This window comes from Halovulum sp. GXIMD14794 (genome assembly GCF_054457455.1).
On the sequence record NZ_JBTLNF010000004.1, the window covers coordinates 748,545 to 764,744 of the forward strand.

At 67.9% G+C, this 16,200-nt stretch carries 15 protein-coding genes; 9 read left to right on the forward strand and 6 right to left on the reverse strand.

Translation table 11 applies throughout. The features are described from left to right. Positions 1 to 85 precede the first annotated feature (85 nt). A complete protein-coding gene (smpB, locus tag ACW9UR_RS10315) occupies positions 86 to 559 on the forward strand; it encodes an SsrA-binding protein SmpB (protein WP_458916875.1) in 474 nt (157 codons plus the stop codon). A gap of 11 nt (positions 560 to 570) precedes the next feature. Next, positions 571 to 1,626, forward strand: coding sequence for an HTH-type transcriptional regulator GntR (gene gntR / locus ACW9UR_RS10320; protein ID WP_458916876.1), 1,056 nt, complete (start codon positions 571 to 573; stop codon positions 1,624 to 1,626). Here the strand turns inward: gntR and ACW9UR_RS10325 are convergent. The 6 genes from ACW9UR_RS10325 to ACW9UR_RS10350 form a co-directional block, all read right to left on the reverse strand. Beyond that, the gene (locus ACW9UR_RS10325) at positions 1,616 to 1,960 is read right to left on the reverse strand and encodes a phasin family protein (RefSeq protein WP_458916877.1); all 345 of its coding nucleotides are present in this window, start codon (positions 1,958 to 1,960) and stop codon (positions 1,616 to 1,618) included. The genes gntR and ACW9UR_RS10325 overlap by 11 nt on opposite strands. Positions 1,961 to 2,128: 168 nt before the next feature. Beyond that, positions 2,129 to 2,851 carry a peptidase gene (locus ACW9UR_RS10330; RefSeq protein ID WP_458916878.1) on the reverse strand — a complete coding sequence of 241 codons (723 nt, stop codon included), beginning with the start codon at positions 2,849 to 2,851 and terminating at the stop codon, positions 2,129 to 2,131. 26 nt (positions 2,852 to 2,877) lie between these two features. Then, on the reverse strand, positions 2,878 to 3,693 hold the full coding sequence (locus ACW9UR_RS10335) for a transglutaminase family protein (RefSeq protein ID WP_458916879.1): 816 nt from the start codon (positions 3,691 to 3,693) through the stop codon (positions 2,878 to 2,880). A gap of 6 nt (positions 3,694 to 3,699) precedes the next feature. After that, positions 3,700 to 4,650 (reverse strand): alpha-E domain-containing protein, encoded by a 951-nt coding sequence (locus ACW9UR_RS10340; protein ID WP_458916880.1) that lies wholly within the window; start codon positions 4,648 to 4,650, stop codon positions 3,700 to 3,702. 5 nt (positions 4,651 to 4,655) lie between these two features. Continuing rightward, positions 4,656 to 6,047: a circularly permuted type 2 ATP-grasp protein gene (locus ACW9UR_RS10345; protein WP_458917179.1), complete on the reverse strand. Its 1,392-nt coding sequence runs from the start codon at positions 6,045 to 6,047 to the stop codon at positions 4,656 to 4,658. Positions 6,048 to 6,201: 154 nt separating this feature from the next. Beyond that, positions 6,202 to 7,611, reverse strand: a complete 1,410-nt coding sequence (locus ACW9UR_RS10350; RefSeq protein WP_458916881.1) for a mannose-1-phosphate guanylyltransferase/mannose-6-phosphate isomerase — start codon at positions 7,609 to 7,611, stop codon at positions 6,202 to 6,204. Positions 7,612 to 7,981: 370 nt separating this feature from the next. Here ACW9UR_RS10350 and ACW9UR_RS10355 point away from each other — a divergent pair, with 370 nt between their 5' ends. The 7 genes from ACW9UR_RS10355 to ACW9UR_RS10385 all read left to right on the forward strand — a co-directional run bounded on the left by ACW9UR_RS10355 (position 7,982) and on the right by ACW9UR_RS10385 (position 16,161). Next, positions 7,982 to 8,548, forward strand: coding sequence for a GAF domain-containing protein (locus ACW9UR_RS10355; RefSeq protein WP_458916882.1), 567 nt, complete (start codon positions 7,982 to 7,984; stop codon positions 8,546 to 8,548). A gap of 189 nt (positions 8,549 to 8,737) precedes the next feature. Beyond that, the gene (locus tag ACW9UR_RS10360; protein WP_458916883.1) at positions 8,738 to 9,763 is read left to right on the forward strand and encodes a substrate-binding domain-containing protein; all 1,026 of its coding nucleotides are present in this window, start codon (positions 8,738 to 8,740) and stop codon (positions 9,761 to 9,763) included. Positions 9,764 to 9,782: 19 nt separating this feature from the next. Then, complete coding sequence (locus tag ACW9UR_RS10365) at positions 9,783 to 11,234, forward strand: sugar ABC transporter ATP-binding protein (protein WP_458916884.1); 1,452 nt, start codon at positions 9,783 to 9,785, stop codon at positions 11,232 to 11,234. Next, the gene (locus ACW9UR_RS10370) at positions 11,234 to 12,172 is read left to right on the forward strand and encodes an ABC transporter permease (RefSeq protein WP_458916885.1); all 939 of its coding nucleotides are present in this window, start codon (positions 11,234 to 11,236) and stop codon (positions 12,170 to 12,172) included. Before ACW9UR_RS10365 ends, ACW9UR_RS10370 begins: the two co-directional genes overlap by 1 nt. After that, entirely contained in the window at positions 12,169 to 13,107 is a 939-nt protein-coding gene (locus ACW9UR_RS10375; protein ID WP_458916886.1) for an ABC transporter permease, read from the forward strand. The genes ACW9UR_RS10370 and ACW9UR_RS10375 overlap by 4 nt, the downstream gene beginning before the upstream one ends. Before the next feature lie 13 nt (positions 13,108 to 13,120). Beyond that, on the forward strand, positions 13,121 to 14,035 hold the full coding sequence (locus ACW9UR_RS10380; protein ID WP_458916887.1) for an SMP-30/gluconolactonase/LRE family protein: 915 nt from the start codon (positions 13,121 to 13,123) through the stop codon (positions 14,033 to 14,035). Between the two features lie 200 nt (positions 14,036 to 14,235). After that, on the forward strand, positions 14,236 to 16,161 hold the full coding sequence (locus ACW9UR_RS10385; protein WP_458916888.1) for an elongation factor G: 1,926 nt from the start codon (positions 14,236 to 14,238) through the stop codon (positions 16,159 to 16,161). The last annotated feature ends 39 nt before the right edge of the window (positions 16,162 to 16,200 follow it).

The following is a 16,200-nucleotide window of genomic DNA, read 5'->3' on the forward strand; positions in this document are numbered from 1 at the left end:
GCGGGCGGCGGTTCCAGTGAATTCCCTGTCATGCGCGGGTGAAACGCGCTTTGACAGGTCCCCTGCGACCACATACATCCCGTACATGGCCAAGAAACCCGCATCCAATTCGCGCACGATCGCCGAGAACCGCAAGGCGCGGTACAACTACGCCATCGAGGACGATGTCGAGGTCGGCATCATGCTGGAAGGGTCCGAGGTTAAATCCCTGCGTCAGGGCAACGCCCAGATCACCGAGAGCTATGCCGAGGTGAAGGACGGCGAGTTGTGGCTGGTGAACGCCTATATCGAGGGCTACGACAAGGCCAAGACCTTCGGCCACGACGAACGCCGCCGCCGTAAGCTGCTGGCCAGCAAGCGCGAGATCGCGAAAATGCACCAGAACGTCGGTCGCGAGGGCATGACGCTGGTTCCGCTGTCGCTCTATTTCAACGGGCGCGGCATCGCCAAGCTGAAGCTGGGGCTGGCCAAGGGCAAGAAGGTCGCCGACAAGCGCGAGACCGAGAAGAAGCGCGACTGGAACCGGCAGAAGCAGCGCCTGCTGAAGGCGCACGGCTGAGGACCGGCCCGGTGGCACGCAAGCGGCGCGGCAGCGGCAATCCCACCATCATGGACGTTGCGCGCGCCGCAGGGGTCAGCGCGATCACCGTCAGCCGCGCAATCCGCACCCCCGACCGGGTGTCATCCGAGGCCCGCGCGCGGGTCGATGCGGCGATCCGGGATCTCGGTTATCGACCCGATCCGGCGGCAAAGGCGCTGGCCTCGAGCCAGTCGGACATCATCGGCGTGCTGGTGCCCTCGGTCACCAACTCGGTCTTCCTCGACACGATGCGCGGGCTTTACGAGGTGTCCGAGACCACCGACTACCGGGTGCAGATCGCCAACACCCGCTATTCCTCGGCCGAAGAGGAGCGGCTGCTGCGCACCTTCCTCGCGCAGCGCCCCGCCGGGCTGATCGTCACCGGGATCGACCAGTCGGCGGCGACGGCGGCGATGCTGCGCGACGCGCCCTGCCCGGTCGTGCAGATCACCGAGATCGGTCCCGCACCCTTCGACATGATGGTCGGCTTCTCGCATTCCGAAGCCGCCCGCGCCGCCGCCGAGCACCTTGTCGAGGCGGGCTACCGGCGGATCGGGTTCCTCGGCGCGCGGCGCGATGCGCGCTCGACCCGGCGTCTGTCGGGCTTCCGGGCGGGGCTGGAGGGCAAGGGGCTCTACAATCCGGCGCGGGTGCTGTTCTCGGACCGGCCCAGTTCGGTGCCGTTGGGGGCCGAGCAGCTGGTCGAGCTGCTGACCCGCGATCCCGAGGCCGACGCGGTGCTGTGCAACAACGACGATCTGGCGCTGGGGGTGCTGTTCGAATGCCAGCGGCGCGGCATGGCGATCCCGAACCGGTTCGGGATCTGCGGTTTCAACGATATCTCGGCGATGGCGACGGCCTATCCCTCGGTCACCTCGGTTCAAACCCCGCGGCGCGAGATCGGGCGTCAGGCGATGACCATGCTGATCGCGCGGCTGGCGGACGAGGACCCGGGGCGCACGGTGCGTAACCTCGGGTTCAATCTCGTGGTCCGGGACAGCACCCGGCGCAGCGCGGCGGCGGGCAAGATCCGCCCTATTGCGTGATTCCGCCGCTCATCGCCTCCTGACCAAGATGCACCAGCTTGCCGGTTTCGGCGGCGTACTGTTCCAGCGCGTCGCTGACGAACTCGGTCTGGATGCGGCGCAGTTCTTCCATGTCCTTGCAGTGCAGCAGCCGGTGCTGAAGCTGCAGGTCCTGCTGCAGGCGGTCGGACAGGAATTGCGCGACCTCGGTGGTGAAGCCGGTGACGCTGTACATCCAGTTCGTGCCCAGCATCGCGAATGTCTTCAGGCTCGAATCACGCAGGCCCTCGACCGCGGCGAAGGCGGACAACGGGTCCGGTATGGCAGGTGCTTCGAGCACGGCCTTGCGTGCCATGTATATTCCCCCCTGGTCTTGGTGCCCCGGGATCGCGCTTCGCCGTAACGACTCCGCGTCGGATCGCAGGTTAATATTGCAATGTTACGATACATTACGAATCCCGCAAGACGCGTGATCGCGCGGTAAGCGGATCGGCGGAGAATCCCCCCGCAACCCGGTCCGGTATCAGGGAATGGATTTGAAGCTGGTGCGCAGGGCTTCCGACCAGGCGTCGGACATGGCGGCGAAATCCGGATCCCCGGCCTCGATTCGCGTCTGCTCGGCGATGTCGCATTCATCCCGGCGCAGCATCAGCAGGTCCAGCGGCATCCCCACCGAGAGGTTCGAGCGCAGCGTCGAGTCCATCGACAGCAACGCCGCCTTGCGGGCATCCTCGAGGCTGGTTTCGGGCGTCACCACCCGGTCGAGGATCGGCTTGCCGTACTTGTGCTCACCGATCTGGAGATAGGGCGTATCCTCGGTCGCCTCGATGAAATTGCCCTCGGGGTACAGCAGGAACATGCGTTCGCGCCCGCCCTTGCGCTGGCCGCCCACGATCATCGAGGCGGTGGCGGACTGGCTCATCCGGTTGACCTTGGCCGAGATTTCGGCGGTGACGTCGGACAGCAGCTGGCCGACCATCTCTGCGACGCGCAGCATGGAGGGCGCCTGCATGATCGAGAACTCGGGCGCGCTGTCAGGTTCATCGATCGCCTCGGTCAGCTTGGCCATGACGGTCTGGGTGACCGACAGCGAACCGGCGGTCTGGATCACGATGATCCGCTCGCCCGGCTCGCAGAACACGAACTGCTTGCGAAAGGTCGCGATGTTGTCGACGCCCGCATTGGTGCGGGTGTCGGAAAGGAAAACCATGCCTGCGTTCAGCAGCAGGCCCACGCAATAGGTCATCTACTCGTCCTGCCCGGGCGGCGGCCCTATTGTTGGGCAGCAACGCTGACCTGAATATCCATGCTTTCTTCGCCATCGCCAAGCGAAATCCCTCGGATCGGCGCGGCGTCGTGCGCGTCGAGCCCCGAGCCGACCCGGATGTAGCGCTCATCAGGGCAGCATTCGTTGGCCGCGTCGAAGCCCACCCAGCCCAGATCCTGGACGTAAAGCTCGGCCCAGGCATGGCTGGCCTCGGTCCGGTCATTGGCCTCGTCCTCGCCGCCCGACAGCATGTAGCCGGTGACGTAGCGCGCAGGCATGCCCTTGATCCGCGCCAGGGCGATCAGCACCTGCGCCTGGTCCTGGCAGACCCCGGCGCCCAGCTCGACCACCTCGGCGGCGGTGTTGTCATGCTCGGTCGCGCCGGGGGTGTACTTGATGCGCTCCGCGACCAGCCGTGCCATCTCGTGCGCGGCGGCAAGGGTGCAGCCGTCTTCCTCCAGCGCCTCGGCCAGTTCGATGAGCCCGACGCCCGGCGCGGTGGCCCATGTCTCGCGCAGGTAGGCGAGCGGGGTCATCTGCTCGCGCATGCCGCGCAGGATGCCCGAGGTATCGGTGGTCTCGACCAGTCCGCGCACGCTCACGGTCATGGTCTCGACCGGACCGGGCAGCGTCATCGTGATGACCCGGTTGCCGGCGCCGTCAACGAAGGCGGCGCCGAAACTGGCGCCCTCGACCGTCACGGACCAGTCGAGGATCCGCTGGCTGTCTGAATCGACCGGGGTCAGGCGGTGGCTCTGCACCACGCGCCGGCGCGGCGTTTCGAAGTGGTAGTTGGTGTCGTGCTCGACAAGCAGGCGCATGAGGGTTCAGACCTTTCCGAACAGGTAGCTGTCGGCAATGCTTTGGCCGAGCGCGGCATTCTGCATGATGAACCGGCCGAGGAACTCATGCAGCCCCTCGTCGATCACGTCCTCGATCCGCGCCTCGGCCAGCTCGCCCAGCAGCCGCGCGGCGTTCTCGTTCGCCCGCGAGCGGCCGCCGCCCATCCGGCAGAGCTCGGTCAGGTGAGTCTCGGCCGAATTCACGCAGTAGACCAGCGAACGCGGGCAGGCGAGGTTCAGGATCAGGAAATGCGCAATTTTCGACGGCGCGTAGTCGCCGCCGTAGGCCCAATGATAGGCGCGATGCGCCGACAGCGCCCGCAGCAGCGTGGTCCACTGATAGTTGTCGACACCGCCGCCCACCATGTCGATGGTCGGCAGCAGGACGTAGTATTTCACGTCCAGCAACCGCGCGGTGTTGTCGCCGCGCTCGATGGCATGGCCGAGGTTGAAGAAACGGTAGCCCTCGTTCTCCAGCTGGGTGTTCTCGTGCGCGCCGCGCACCAGCGCCGCCGAGCGCTTGGTCCAGTCGCAGATCTGCGGCAGCGACAGTTCCGAGCGCGGCTGGCGTTCGATGTCGAGGAATTCGAGATAGGCGCGGTTCAGCGCCTCCCACACCTCGGTGGTCAACGCGGTCCGCACTGCGCGCGCGTTCTGCCGCGCCGCGGTCAGGCAGCTCTTGATCGACGAGGGGTTGGCCGGGTCGAACACAAGGTAGCTGACGACGTTGCGCTCGACCGGATCGCCGTAGCGGTCCGAGAAATCGGCCTGCACGCCCGCCGCCGCCAGCACCGAGCGCCATTCGCTGGCGAAGCCGCCCGCGGCGCTGGGGATCAGCTGCATCCGGTAGCCCATTTCCAGCAGGCGCGCGGTGCTGTCGGCCCGCTCCATGTAGCGGGCGGTCCAGTAGAGGTTGTCTGCGGTCCGGCTCAGCATGGTGTTCACTCCGCCAGTACCCATGTGTCCTTGACCCCGCCGCCCTGCGACGAGTTCACGACCAGAGACCCCTCGCGCATGGCGACCCTGGTCAGGCCGCCGGGTGTCAGGTGGACCTTCTCGCCGACAAGGCAGTAGGGCCGCAGGTCCACATGGCGCGGCGCGAGGCCCTGGTCCACGAAGGTCGGCGAGGTGGACAGCGCCAGCGTCGGCTGGGCGATGAAATCGGCCGGGTCGTGCTTGATGCGCGCGGCATAGGCCTCGATCTCTTCCTTGGTCGAGGCGGGGCCAACTAGCATTCCGTAGCCGCCCGAGCCGTGGACCTCTTTCACGACCAGTTCGGCCAGGTGCTCCAGCACGTATTTCAGGTCGTCCGGTTCCGAGCAGCGCCAGGTCGGCACGTTCTTCAGGATCGGCTCTTCGCCAAGGTAGAAGCGGATCATGTCGGGGACGTAGGTGTAGATCGCCTTGTCGTCCGCCACACCCGCGCCGGGGGCCGAGCAGATCTGCACCCCGCCCGAGCGATAGACGTTCATCAGCCCCGGCACGCCGAGCATGCTGTCGGGCCGGAAGCAGAGCGGGTCGATGAACGGATCGTCGATCCGGCGGTAGATCACGTCGACCCGGCGCGGGCCTCGGGTGGTGCGCATGTAGACGAAGTCGCCGTCGACAAAAAGATCCTGCCCCTCGACCAGTTCGACGCCCATCTGGTCGGCGAGGAAGCTGTGCTCGTAATAGGCCGAGTTGAACGCGCCCGGCGTCAGCACGACGATTGTCGGATCGCCCTCGCATTTCTGCGGCGCGACCGAGGCGAAGGTCCGGCGCAGCGCCTGCGGATAGTCGTCCACCGGCATGATCCGCGACTGGCGGAACAGGTCCGGGAACAGGCGCATCATGATCTCGCGGTTCTCCAGCATGTAGGAGACCCCCGAGGGCGTTCGGCAGTTGTCCTCGAGCACGAAGAACTCGTCCATGCCGGTGCGCACCAGGTCCACGCCGACGACGTGGGAGTAGACCCCGCGCGACGGAGAGGTGCCCACCACCGAGGGCTCGAAGGCCTCGTTGCGCCAGATCAGTTCGCCGGGGATGCGTCCCGCGCGGACGATCTCGCGCCGATGATAGATGTCCCAGAGGAAGGCGTTCAGGGCGCGGGCGCGCTGCTTCACGCCGCGGTCCAGCTTGCGCCATTCGTTCTCGGTGAAGACGCGCGGCATCATGTCGAAGGGGATCAGGCGCTCGGTGGTCTCTTCGCTGCCGTAGACGGCGAAGGTGATGCCGATGCGGCGGAAGATGGCCTCGGCCTCCCGGCGCTTCTGATCGAAATGCTCCGGAGGGAAGCTGTTGATCCACTCCATAAGGTTTGCATAGGCCGGGCGGACATCCGCCCCGTTGTACATCTCGTTGAAATATTTCGACGTCACTTTGGCCCCCTGTCCGAGAACAGAGTTTCAAAGGCCGAAGCGGAATGCAACTGCGGTGGCGAGGCCCGGCGCAAGCGGTTCAACCTCTGCCCGATTTTCAGGCAATCGCCGCGCGGGCGATCAGACCGCTTCATTTCCTGGCGTATATGTCCTCGTATCGGACGATGTCGTCCTCGCCGAGGTATGCGCCGGTCTGGACCTCGATCAGGACGACCTCGACCTTGCCGCGGTTGGCGAGGCGGTGCGTCGCGCCGAGCGGGACGTAGACGGACTCGTTCTCGGGCACCATCCTGACCTCGTCGCCGACGGTGACCTCGGCGGTGCCCGAGACCACGACCCAGTGCTCGGCCCGGTGCAGGTGGCTCTGCAGGCTCAGCACGCCGCCGGGCGTCACGGTGATCCGCTTCACCTGGAAGCGTCCGCCGGTGGCCAGCGATTCGTAGCTGCCCCAGGGACGCAGCACGCGGCGGTGCTCGGTCGCCTCCTCGTGGCCGGCGGATTTCAGGTGCTTGACCACCGCGCCCGCCGCCGCCGGATCGCCGCGGCCGGTGACCAGCACCGCGTCGGGAGTGGCGACGACGACCAGGTCCTCGACGCCCTTGACCGCGACCAGCGGGCCGTCGCTGTGGACATAGCTGTTGCGGCTGTCCAGCACCTCGACGTTGCCGCGCGTGGCGTTGCCGTCCGGCCCCTGGCGCGCGATCTCCCACATCGCGTTCCAGGACCCGAGGTCGGACCAGGTGAACTCGGCCGGGACCACGGCGGCGGTGGCCGTGCGCTCCATCACCGCGTAGTCGATCGACAGGTCCGGGCAGGCGACCAGCGGGTCCGAGGCCAGCCGCAGGAAGTCGAGATCGCGCGCCGCGCCCGAGAGCGCGGCCTCGGCGGCGGCGAGCACCTCGGGCGCGTGGGCGCGCATCTCGTCCAGCAGCAGCGCGGCGGGGGCGGCGAAGATGCCGGCGTTCCAGAAGTGCTGGCCGTCGGCGACATAGGCCTCGGCGGTGGCGAGGTCCGGCTTCTCGCGGAAGGCGTCGACCTTGGCGCCGCGCGCGCCCAGGGACGCGCCGCGGCGGATGTAACCATAGCCGGTCTCGGGCCCCGTCGGCGTCACGCCGAAGGTGACGATATGACCCTGCGCGGCCAGCGTGGCGGCATGCTGCGCGGCGGCGCGGAAGGCGGCGGCATCGGGAATGTAGTGATCCGCCGGCGAGATCAGCAGCACCGCGCCCGGCGCGTCGCGCTCGGCCATCAGCGCGGCCACGGCGCAGGGCAGCGCGGTGTTGCGGGCGAGCGGCTCCAGGACGATCTGCGCGGGATGCCCGGCCTGCTGGACATGCTCGGCGACCTGGAAGCGCGAGGCCTCGGCGCAGAGGATCAGCATGTCCTCGCCCAGCGGCGCCAGCCGGTCCAGCGTCTCGCGCAGCATGGTGCGCTCGCCGGCCAGCGGCAGGAACTGCTTGGGCCGCGCCCGCCGCGAGATCGGCCACAGCCGCGAGCCGCTGCCACCAGAAAGAACAACCGGCAGAATGCGTTGATCCATCAGTCGATTTCCCTTTGTCTCATAGGCATGTTCTTGCCCGATGCGCCGGACCGGGGAAAGCCCCGCAGGCGATTCGCAGCACCCTATGTGGCGGGGGTGAGGCAATCCTGTGCCGTCGGCTGGGCAGCGCGGATGCGCGCATTTTTGCAACATACAATATGCGCTGGAACAACCTCGCAAACACGGATAACTCCATGGAAATCAGGGCGATGAAGCGCCGCCTCTGCCCCCTTCCGGCGCCCCGCACCAACAACCGGTTGCAAGTTGTTGCCGAACGGCGCGATTCCGTCGCCTCCGCGTGTGGACATTCCCCCAGCCGCGATTTTATAGCTGCAACAAAGCATTCGTGCACAATTCTGACGTTAGTCGCATGTTGAGTAGGTTGTACCGCACTCCGATAGATCAGACCGGGCACCGGAACGCCGCGCTCTATTCACTGTCCGATCTCGGGCTGGTGAATGCGCCGCCGGACTCCGCCTATGACCGGATCACCTCGCTGGCGCAAACCGTGACCGGCGCGCCGGTCGCGATGCTCAGCGCCATCGAGGCCGACAAGAACCGGCAGTTCATGACCTCGGTTCAGGGCGTGCCTGAACCGCTGGCCAGTTCGCGCGAGATGCCGCTTGAATATTCGATCTGCGCCCATGTCAGCGAAAGCGGTGCGCCGCTGGCGATCGACGATGCGCGCTACGACCTGCGCGCGCAGCGGGTGCAGGAGTTCGGTCGCGTCGCCGCCTACCTCGGCGTACCGGTGCGCGGTCCGGTCGATGACGTGATATGCGTGCTGAGCGTGATCGATCATACGCCGCGTAGCTGGACCGAGGACGACCTGGCCGCGATGGAGCAACTGGCCGGACTTGCCGGGCGCGAGATCCTGCTGCGCGCCTCGATGCGGACGCTTGGCCTGCTGCAAAGGGCCTCCCGCGGAGTCGCCTGACGTCGCACTGGACGCGGGCCTAGGCCGACAAACGGTCTTTTTCGCATAATAAATTATTTGCGTTTTCGCGACGCCGGGGCAATCATTCCTCCGGGCCGTCCCGCATGGGAACCGTTTCATCAAGGAACGGGCGGCGGCCCTCGGTGCGGCGTTCCGCCGTTCCGGCAAGGAAGTTGGGGAGTGAAAATCATGAAGATCACGACACGTTCGGCGCTGCTGGCGGCGGCGGCTTCGGTTGCGGTGACGCTGGCACCCGCCGCACTGGCGGATACCTCGGACAAGCGGATCGCGCTGTCGAACAACTACGCGGGCAACAGCTGGCGGCAGGCGATGCTGCGCAGCTGGGAGAAGGTGACGGGACAGGCGGTCTCGGACGGGGCTGTGGCCGCCGCGGACGCCTTCACCACCGCCGAGAACCAGGTGACCGAACAAGCCGCGCAGATCCAGAACCTGATCCTGCAGGGCTATGACGCCATCGTGCTGAACGCCGCCTCGCCCGAGGGTCTGAACGGCGCGGTCAAGGAGGCCTGCGACGCGGGCGTGGTCGTGGTCAGTTTCGACGGCATCGTGACCGAGCCATGCGCCTGGCGCATCGCGGTGGACTTCCACCAGATGGGCAAGGACGAGGTACTCTACCTGGCCGACCGGCTGGACGGCGGCAATCTGCTTGAGATCCGCGGCCTCGCCGGGGTCTTCGTCGATGACGAGATCAGCGCCGGCATCCACGAGGGCGTGGAGGAGACCGGCAAGTTCGAGATCGTCGGCTCGGTCCACGGCAACTGGGCGCAGGACGTGGCGCAGAAGGCGGTCGCGGGCATCCTGCCGTCCCTGCCCGAGGTCGCCGCGGTCGTCACCCAGGGCGGCGATGGCTATGGCGCGGCGCAGGCCTTCAAGGCCGCCGGGCGCGACATGCCGATCATCGTCATGGGCAACCGCCATGACGAGCTGACCTGGTGGAAGGAGCAGAAGGACGCCAACGGCTACGAGACGATGTCCGTCTCGATCGCGCCGGGCGTGTCCACGCTGGCCTTCTGGGTGGCGCAGCAGATCCTCGACGGCGCGGACGTGCCGAAGGACATGACCGTGCCCTTCCTGCGGATCGACCAGGACAACCTCGAGGACAACCTGGCCAATACCGAAGAGGGCGGCGTCGCCAACGTGGAGTACACGCTCGACGACGCCAAGGCGGTCATCGCGGAGGCGTCGGGCAGCTGATCCGGGCCTTTCACGGCAGATGACTGGGCATGATCCCATCGTCCGGCTGGACGGCGTCGAAAAACGGTTCGGCGCCGTCCGCGCGCTGTCGGGCGTATCGCTCGACCTGGCCGGGGGCGAATGCCTCGGGCTGGTCGGGCACAATGGCGCGGGTAAATCCACGCTGATGAACGTGCTGTCGGGCGTGCTGACGCCCGACGCGGGAACGATAACGATTGCCGGGACGGACGTGACCGGTGGCTATTCGACCGCGAACGCGCAGGCGCATGGCGTGCGCTGCGTGTTTCAGGAGCTGTCGCTCTGCCCCAACCTTACGGTGGCCGAGAACGCCCGGATCTCGCACCCGTCGATCCGTGGCGTGGGCTGGCGGCGGCAGGCGCGCAAGCTGATCGGCGACAAGCTGGACGAGGTGTTTCCGGGGCACGGGATCTCGCCGAACGATCTGGTTGGGGACCTTTCCATCGCGCGGCGGCAGATGGTCGAGATCGCCCGCGCCTTCGCCGTCACCGACCGGCCCGCGCAGGTGGTAATCCTGGACGAGCCGACAAGCTCACTGGACAGCGTGGCCGCGGGGCTGCTGTTGAAGCACGTGCGCCGGTTCGTGGCCGAGGGCGGGACCTGCGTGCTTATCTCTCATCTGCTTGGCGAGATCCTGGAAACCTCCGACCGGATCGCGGTGATGCGCGATGGCGGCGTGGTGGCGCTGGACGCGGCCTCGGCCTTTGACCGCCACTCGCTGGTTGCGGCGATGGGCAGCGTGACCGAGGAGCACGGGCAGGCCGATGCCGCGCCGAAGCGCGGGGCCGCGCAGCCGGTGGTGCGGGCAGGGCCGGTGAAGCAGCCCGACGGGATGGAACTGACCGCCCATGCCGGTGAGGTCGTGGGGCTGGCGGGCCTGTCGGGACAGGGCCAGACCGAGCTTCTGGTGCGGATATTCGACCACGCGCCGGGGACGGATGTCGCCGGGCCGGTGGCGCTGGTCGCGGGGGACCGGCAGTCGGACGGGGTGTTTCCCTTGTGGTCGATCGCCGAGAACATCGCCATCGGCTCGCTCAGGCGCTTCAAGCGAAAGTGGCTGCTGGACGAAGTCGGGATCACCCGCTTCGCCGAGGACTGGCGGCAGAAGATCGGCATCCGCACGCCGGACGTGGACAACCCGATCCTGTCGCTGTCGGGCGGAAACCAGCAGAAGGCGCTGTTCGCCCGCGCGCTGGGCTCTGACGCGCAGATCGTGGTGATGGACGACCCGATGCGCGGCGTCGACGTCGGCACCAAGCAGGAGGTCTATGGCATGATCCGCGAGGAGGCCGCCAAGGGCCGCTGTTTCCTCTGGTACACGACCGAGATGGACGAGCTGCGCAATTGCGACCACGTCTACGTCTTTCGCGAAGGGATCATCGCCGCAGACCTGCCGCGCGCCGAGATGACCGAGGAAAAGGTCATCCACGCCAGTTTCCGCGAGGACGCGTGATGGGCGCGCTCGTCTCTCCGCGCGTGCTGCGGGCGATGCTGCCGCCGCTCTCGCTGGCGGCGCTGCTGATCACCATCTTCTGGCTGCAGCCGCGCACGCAAAGCTATTTCGGGCTGAACCTGCTGCTGAACCTCGCGATTCCCATCGCGCTCGCGACCATCGCGCAGATGTTCATCCTCTGCGTCAACGAACTGGACCTGTCGATCGGCGCGTTCGTGAGCCTTTGTGCCTGCATCACCGCGACATGGCTGAACGACACGCCGCTGCTGGGCGTGCTGGCACTGGCGGGGCTGGTGGTGGTCTACGCCCTGCTCGGGGCGCTGATCTACCTGCGGAACCTGCCAAGCATCGTTGTCACGCTGGGCATGTCCTTCGTCTGGCTGGGCCTTGCGGTGCTGGTGCTGCCGACGCCGGGTGGCGCCGCGCCGGGCTGGATCCGGTCGCTGATGACGCTGAAGCCGCCGCATGTGCCATTCCCGATCATCGCGGCGGTGGTGATCGCGCTGGTGGTCCATGTCGGGCTGATGCGCTCGGCCTTCGGGACGGTGCTGCGCGGGGCGGGTGGCAACCCGGCCTCGCTGGCGCGGGCCGGCTGGTCGATCCTGCGGATCAAGATGACCATGTTCGCCCTCGCGGGTTTCTTCGGCGTGCTGTCGGGCATGGCGCTGGTCGGGCTGACGACCTCGGCAGATGCGAACATCGCGCTGCGCTACACGCTGCTCTCCATCGCCGGGGTGATCCTGGGCGGGGGCGAGTTCGTCGGCGGCCGCGTCTCGCCCATCGGGGCGGTGATCGGCGCGGTGACGCTGGCGCTGGCGGGCTCGTTCCTGTCGTTCCTCAGGCTCAACCCCGACTGGCAGATCGGCGCACAGGGCGCGATCCTGATCCTGGTGCTGGCGCTGCGCATCCTGATCAGCCGAGGGGAGGCGAAGCGATGAGCGTGCTTCTTCGCCAACCCTGGCTCTGGGCCTGGGTCGGCGCCTTCGCGGTCTGGCTGGCGACGGCGCTGTTCACCGGCGGCACCGGCTCGGCCGAGGTTCTGAGCGCTGCGCTGACCTTCGGTGCGTTCTACGTGATCGTCGCGCTGGGGCAGATGTTCGTCATCACCCTCGGCCCCGGCAATGTCGACCTGTCGATCCCGGCCTGCATGACGCTGGCGGGCACCGTCTCGATGAAGGTCATGGACGGCGCGGCGGCGATGCTGCCCGTGGGGCTGGTGCTGGCTTTGCTGATCGGCTTTGGCGTGGGGACAATCAACTTCGCGCTGATCCGCCTGCTGAGGATCCCGCCGATCATCGCGACGCTCTCCTCCAGCTTCATCTTCCAGTCGGCGGCGATCTGGTACAACCGCGGCCTGCGGGTGAAACCACCCGAGCCGCTGGCCGATTTCACCACCGCCAAGATCGCGGGCGTACCGGTCATCGCGCTGGCCGTTGCGCTGCTGGCGGTCGGGATGCACCTGCTGCTGACCCGCACGCTCTATGGCCGCGCGGTGCTGGCCATTGGTCAGAACCCGCGCGCGGCGCACCTGGCAGGCATCAAGGTCGAGCGCACGCGGGCACTGACCTATCTGATGTGCGCGACTTTGGCCGGGCTCTGCGGGTTCCTGCTGGCCGGGTTCTCGGGCGGCGCGGCGCTGAACATGGGCGAGGAATACCTGCTGTCCTCGATCGCCGTCGTGGTGATCGGCGGCACCTCGGTCGCGGGCGGCTATTCCAACGTGCCGGGCCTCTGGGGCGCGGCGCTGTTCCTGTTCCTGCTGGTCACCATGCTCAACACATTCGGCGCGGGCGCCGGGGTGCGGATGGTGCTGACCGGGCTGATCATCATCGGCGTCATCGTCGCGGCCAGTGGCGGGCGCAAACGGGCTTGAGGGGGGATTTCACATGGCCTTGGTGGGCGACGATTACGAATACCACGACGACCGCTTCCGGGCGCTGACCGTGCCGACGGCGGCGGTCGAGACGCTTTACGACGGCTGCCGCTGGGCCGAGGGACCGGTCTGGTTCGGCGACGGCAATTTCCTTGTCTGGTCAGATATTCCGAACAACCGGATGCTGCGCTGGGTGCCGGATATGGGCGTCGGCATATTCCGCGCCGACAGCAACTTCGCAAACGGAAACACCCGCGACCGGCAGGGGCGTCTGGTCAGCTGCGAGCACGGCGCGCGGCGCGTGACACGGACCGAGGCCGACGGCGCGATCACGGTGATCGCCGACAGCTACAAGGGCAAGCGGCTGAACTCGCCCAACGACGTCGTGGTGCGGTCCGACGGCTCGATCTGGTTCACCGATCCGACCTACGGGATCATGAGCGACTACGAAGGCCACAAGGCCGAGCCCGAACAGGACGGCTGTTTTGTCTACCGTGTGGACCCATCGGGGCAGATCTCGGTCGTGGCGGATGATTTCGTGAAGCCGAACGGGCTGGCATTCTCGCCCGATGAAAGCCAGCTCTACATCGCCGACAGCGGGCTGAGCCACGATCCCGACGGGCCGCATCATATTCGCCGGTTCGACGTGGGCGCGGACGGCAAGCTGACGGACAGGGGCGTCTTCGTCGAGGTCTCCCCCGGCGTGCCCGACGGGTTCCGCTTCGACCGAGAGGGAAACCTCTGGACCAGTTCGCAGAACGGTATTCAGTGCTTCGCCCCGGACGGCACGCTGCTGGGCCGGATAAAGCTGCCGCAGATGGCCGCGAACCTGTGCTTCGGCGGGCCGAAACGGAACCGGCTGTTCATCACCTCGACCCACGCGCTCTATTCGGTCTACGTCGGCGTCAGCGGCGCGCAGGTGCCGTGAGGGCTTGACCGGCCGCCCGGCCCTGCCCGACACTTCGGGGAGTCGCCGGGACCGACCAAGGCCCGACCAAGGCGCCCCGATCCCGACGCCACGAGGCAGGCCCCACACGGCTGGCCCCGGCCACGCCCGGGCAAGACCACCCGTCGTTGCAGCGGCCCGCGCGGATGCGCGGACCCAACGCAAACAGGGAGGGACTGCGCATGAGGGTGTTCACCATCATCGGCCCGTCGCAATCGGGAAAGACCACGCTGGCAGACGCGCTCGGCGGCCTTGAGGGCCGCGCCAGCGTGAACGACTTCTCGGACGCCGCCACGCTGCGGCGTTTCGAGTATCTGGGGGACCCCTGGGCCAGTATCGACGTCGCCGGCGGGCCCGAGAATCTCGGCACCGCCGCGCAGGCGTTGCTGGCCAGCGACGCCGCTGTGGTCGTGGTGCCGCCCGATCCCTTCGCCGCCGTCTTGACCGCCCCCTACCTGCGGCTGGTGCAGGAGGCAGACATCCCCGCCGTGCTGTTCGTCAACCGCATCGACGCGCCCTCGGGGCGGGTGCGGGACATCGTGGCGGCGGTGCAGGCCTATTGCCCGCAGCCGATCATCCTGCGCCAGGTGCCGATGCGCGACGGCGACACCGTCACCGGCACCATCGACCTGATTTCCGAGCGCGCCTGGCAGTTCAACGAGGGCGAACGCTCGGACCTGATCGAGATGCCCGACACCGCGAGGGAGCGCGAGCAGGAGGCCCGCACCGAGCTTCTGGAGCATCTTGCCGATTTCGACGACGCGCTGCTGGAGCAGCTGATCGAGGACAAGCGCCCCGCGACAGACGACGTCTTCGGGCTGGCCGCCAAGGTGCTGGCGACCCATGCCGCGATGCCCGCGCTGCTGGGCGCGGCCAGCCACGGCAACGGCGTGCAGCGGCTGATGAAATCGCTGCGTCACGAGGTGCCGGGGCCCGAAGCCGCGCAGGAGCGGCTGGGCGGACCGCTGGCCGTCGCGGCGCTGGCCGACATCCGCAAGCATCTTGGCAAGGTGACGCTGATCCGCGCGCTGGGCGCGGGCGTCGCCTCGGGCAAGCCGCTGGGCGGGGCGGCACCGGGGAACCTGATGGATCTTGACGCGCGCACGCCGGTCGATGCCGTCGAACCCGGCGCGCTGGCCTTCGCCGTGAAGTCCGATCACCTGATGGCGGGCACGCTGCTGAGCGAAGGCGGCGCCGATCCGGGGCCGGACTGGGTGCGCGGGCGCACGCCCTTCCACCGGCAGATCGTCTCGCCCGCGCATGAGCGCGACGACGTGCGGCTCTCGGGCGCGCTGGCGAAGCTGGCCGAGGCCGATCCCGCGCTAAGGGTCGAGCAGGACGCCGCGACCGGCAAGCCCATTCTGGCGACGCAGGGACCGATGCACGCGCGCCGGATCGCCGCCAAGCTGGCCGAGGATTTCGGGATCGAGATCCACGAGGCCCCGGTGCCCCCGGCCTATCGCGAGTCGATCACCAAGCCGGTCGAACAACACCACCGGCACCGCAAGCAATCCGGCGGCGCAGGGCAGTTCGCGGACGTGAAGCTGCGAATCGCGCCCACGGATCGCGGTGCGGGCTTCGCCTTCGACGAGCAGGTGAAGGGCGGCGCGGTGCCGAAGAACTACATCCCCGCCGTCGCCTCGGGCGCGGGGGACGCGCTGCGCACCGGGCCGCTGGGCTTTCCGGTGATGGATGTCTCGGTGACGCTGCTGGATGGCAAGCACCATGCAGTCGACAGCTCGGACTTCGCCTTCCGCACGGCGGGCGCGGCTGCGGTGCGCGAGGCGCTGAAGGACGCCGCGCCGGTCCTGCTGCAACCGATCTTCCGGGTGGACATCCACGTGCCCTCGACGCTGTCGGGCGGGCTGGTGCCGGTGATCAACGGGCTGAAGGGGCAGGTGGTGGGCTTCGAGGCGCATGCCTCGGCGCATGGCTGGGACGTGTTCTCGGCGCTGCTGCCCGCCGCCGCGCTGGAGGAACTGGAGCGCTCGCTGGGCAGCGCGACGCAGGGTACCGCCTGGGCCGAGGCGCACTTCGACCACTACACCGAGGTCTACGGCCGCGAGGCCGAGAAGCTGAGCGCGGCGATGACCGGCGAGCCGGCGTGACCCGACTGCGGGCGGCGCATTGCGCCGCCGCCCGCAAGC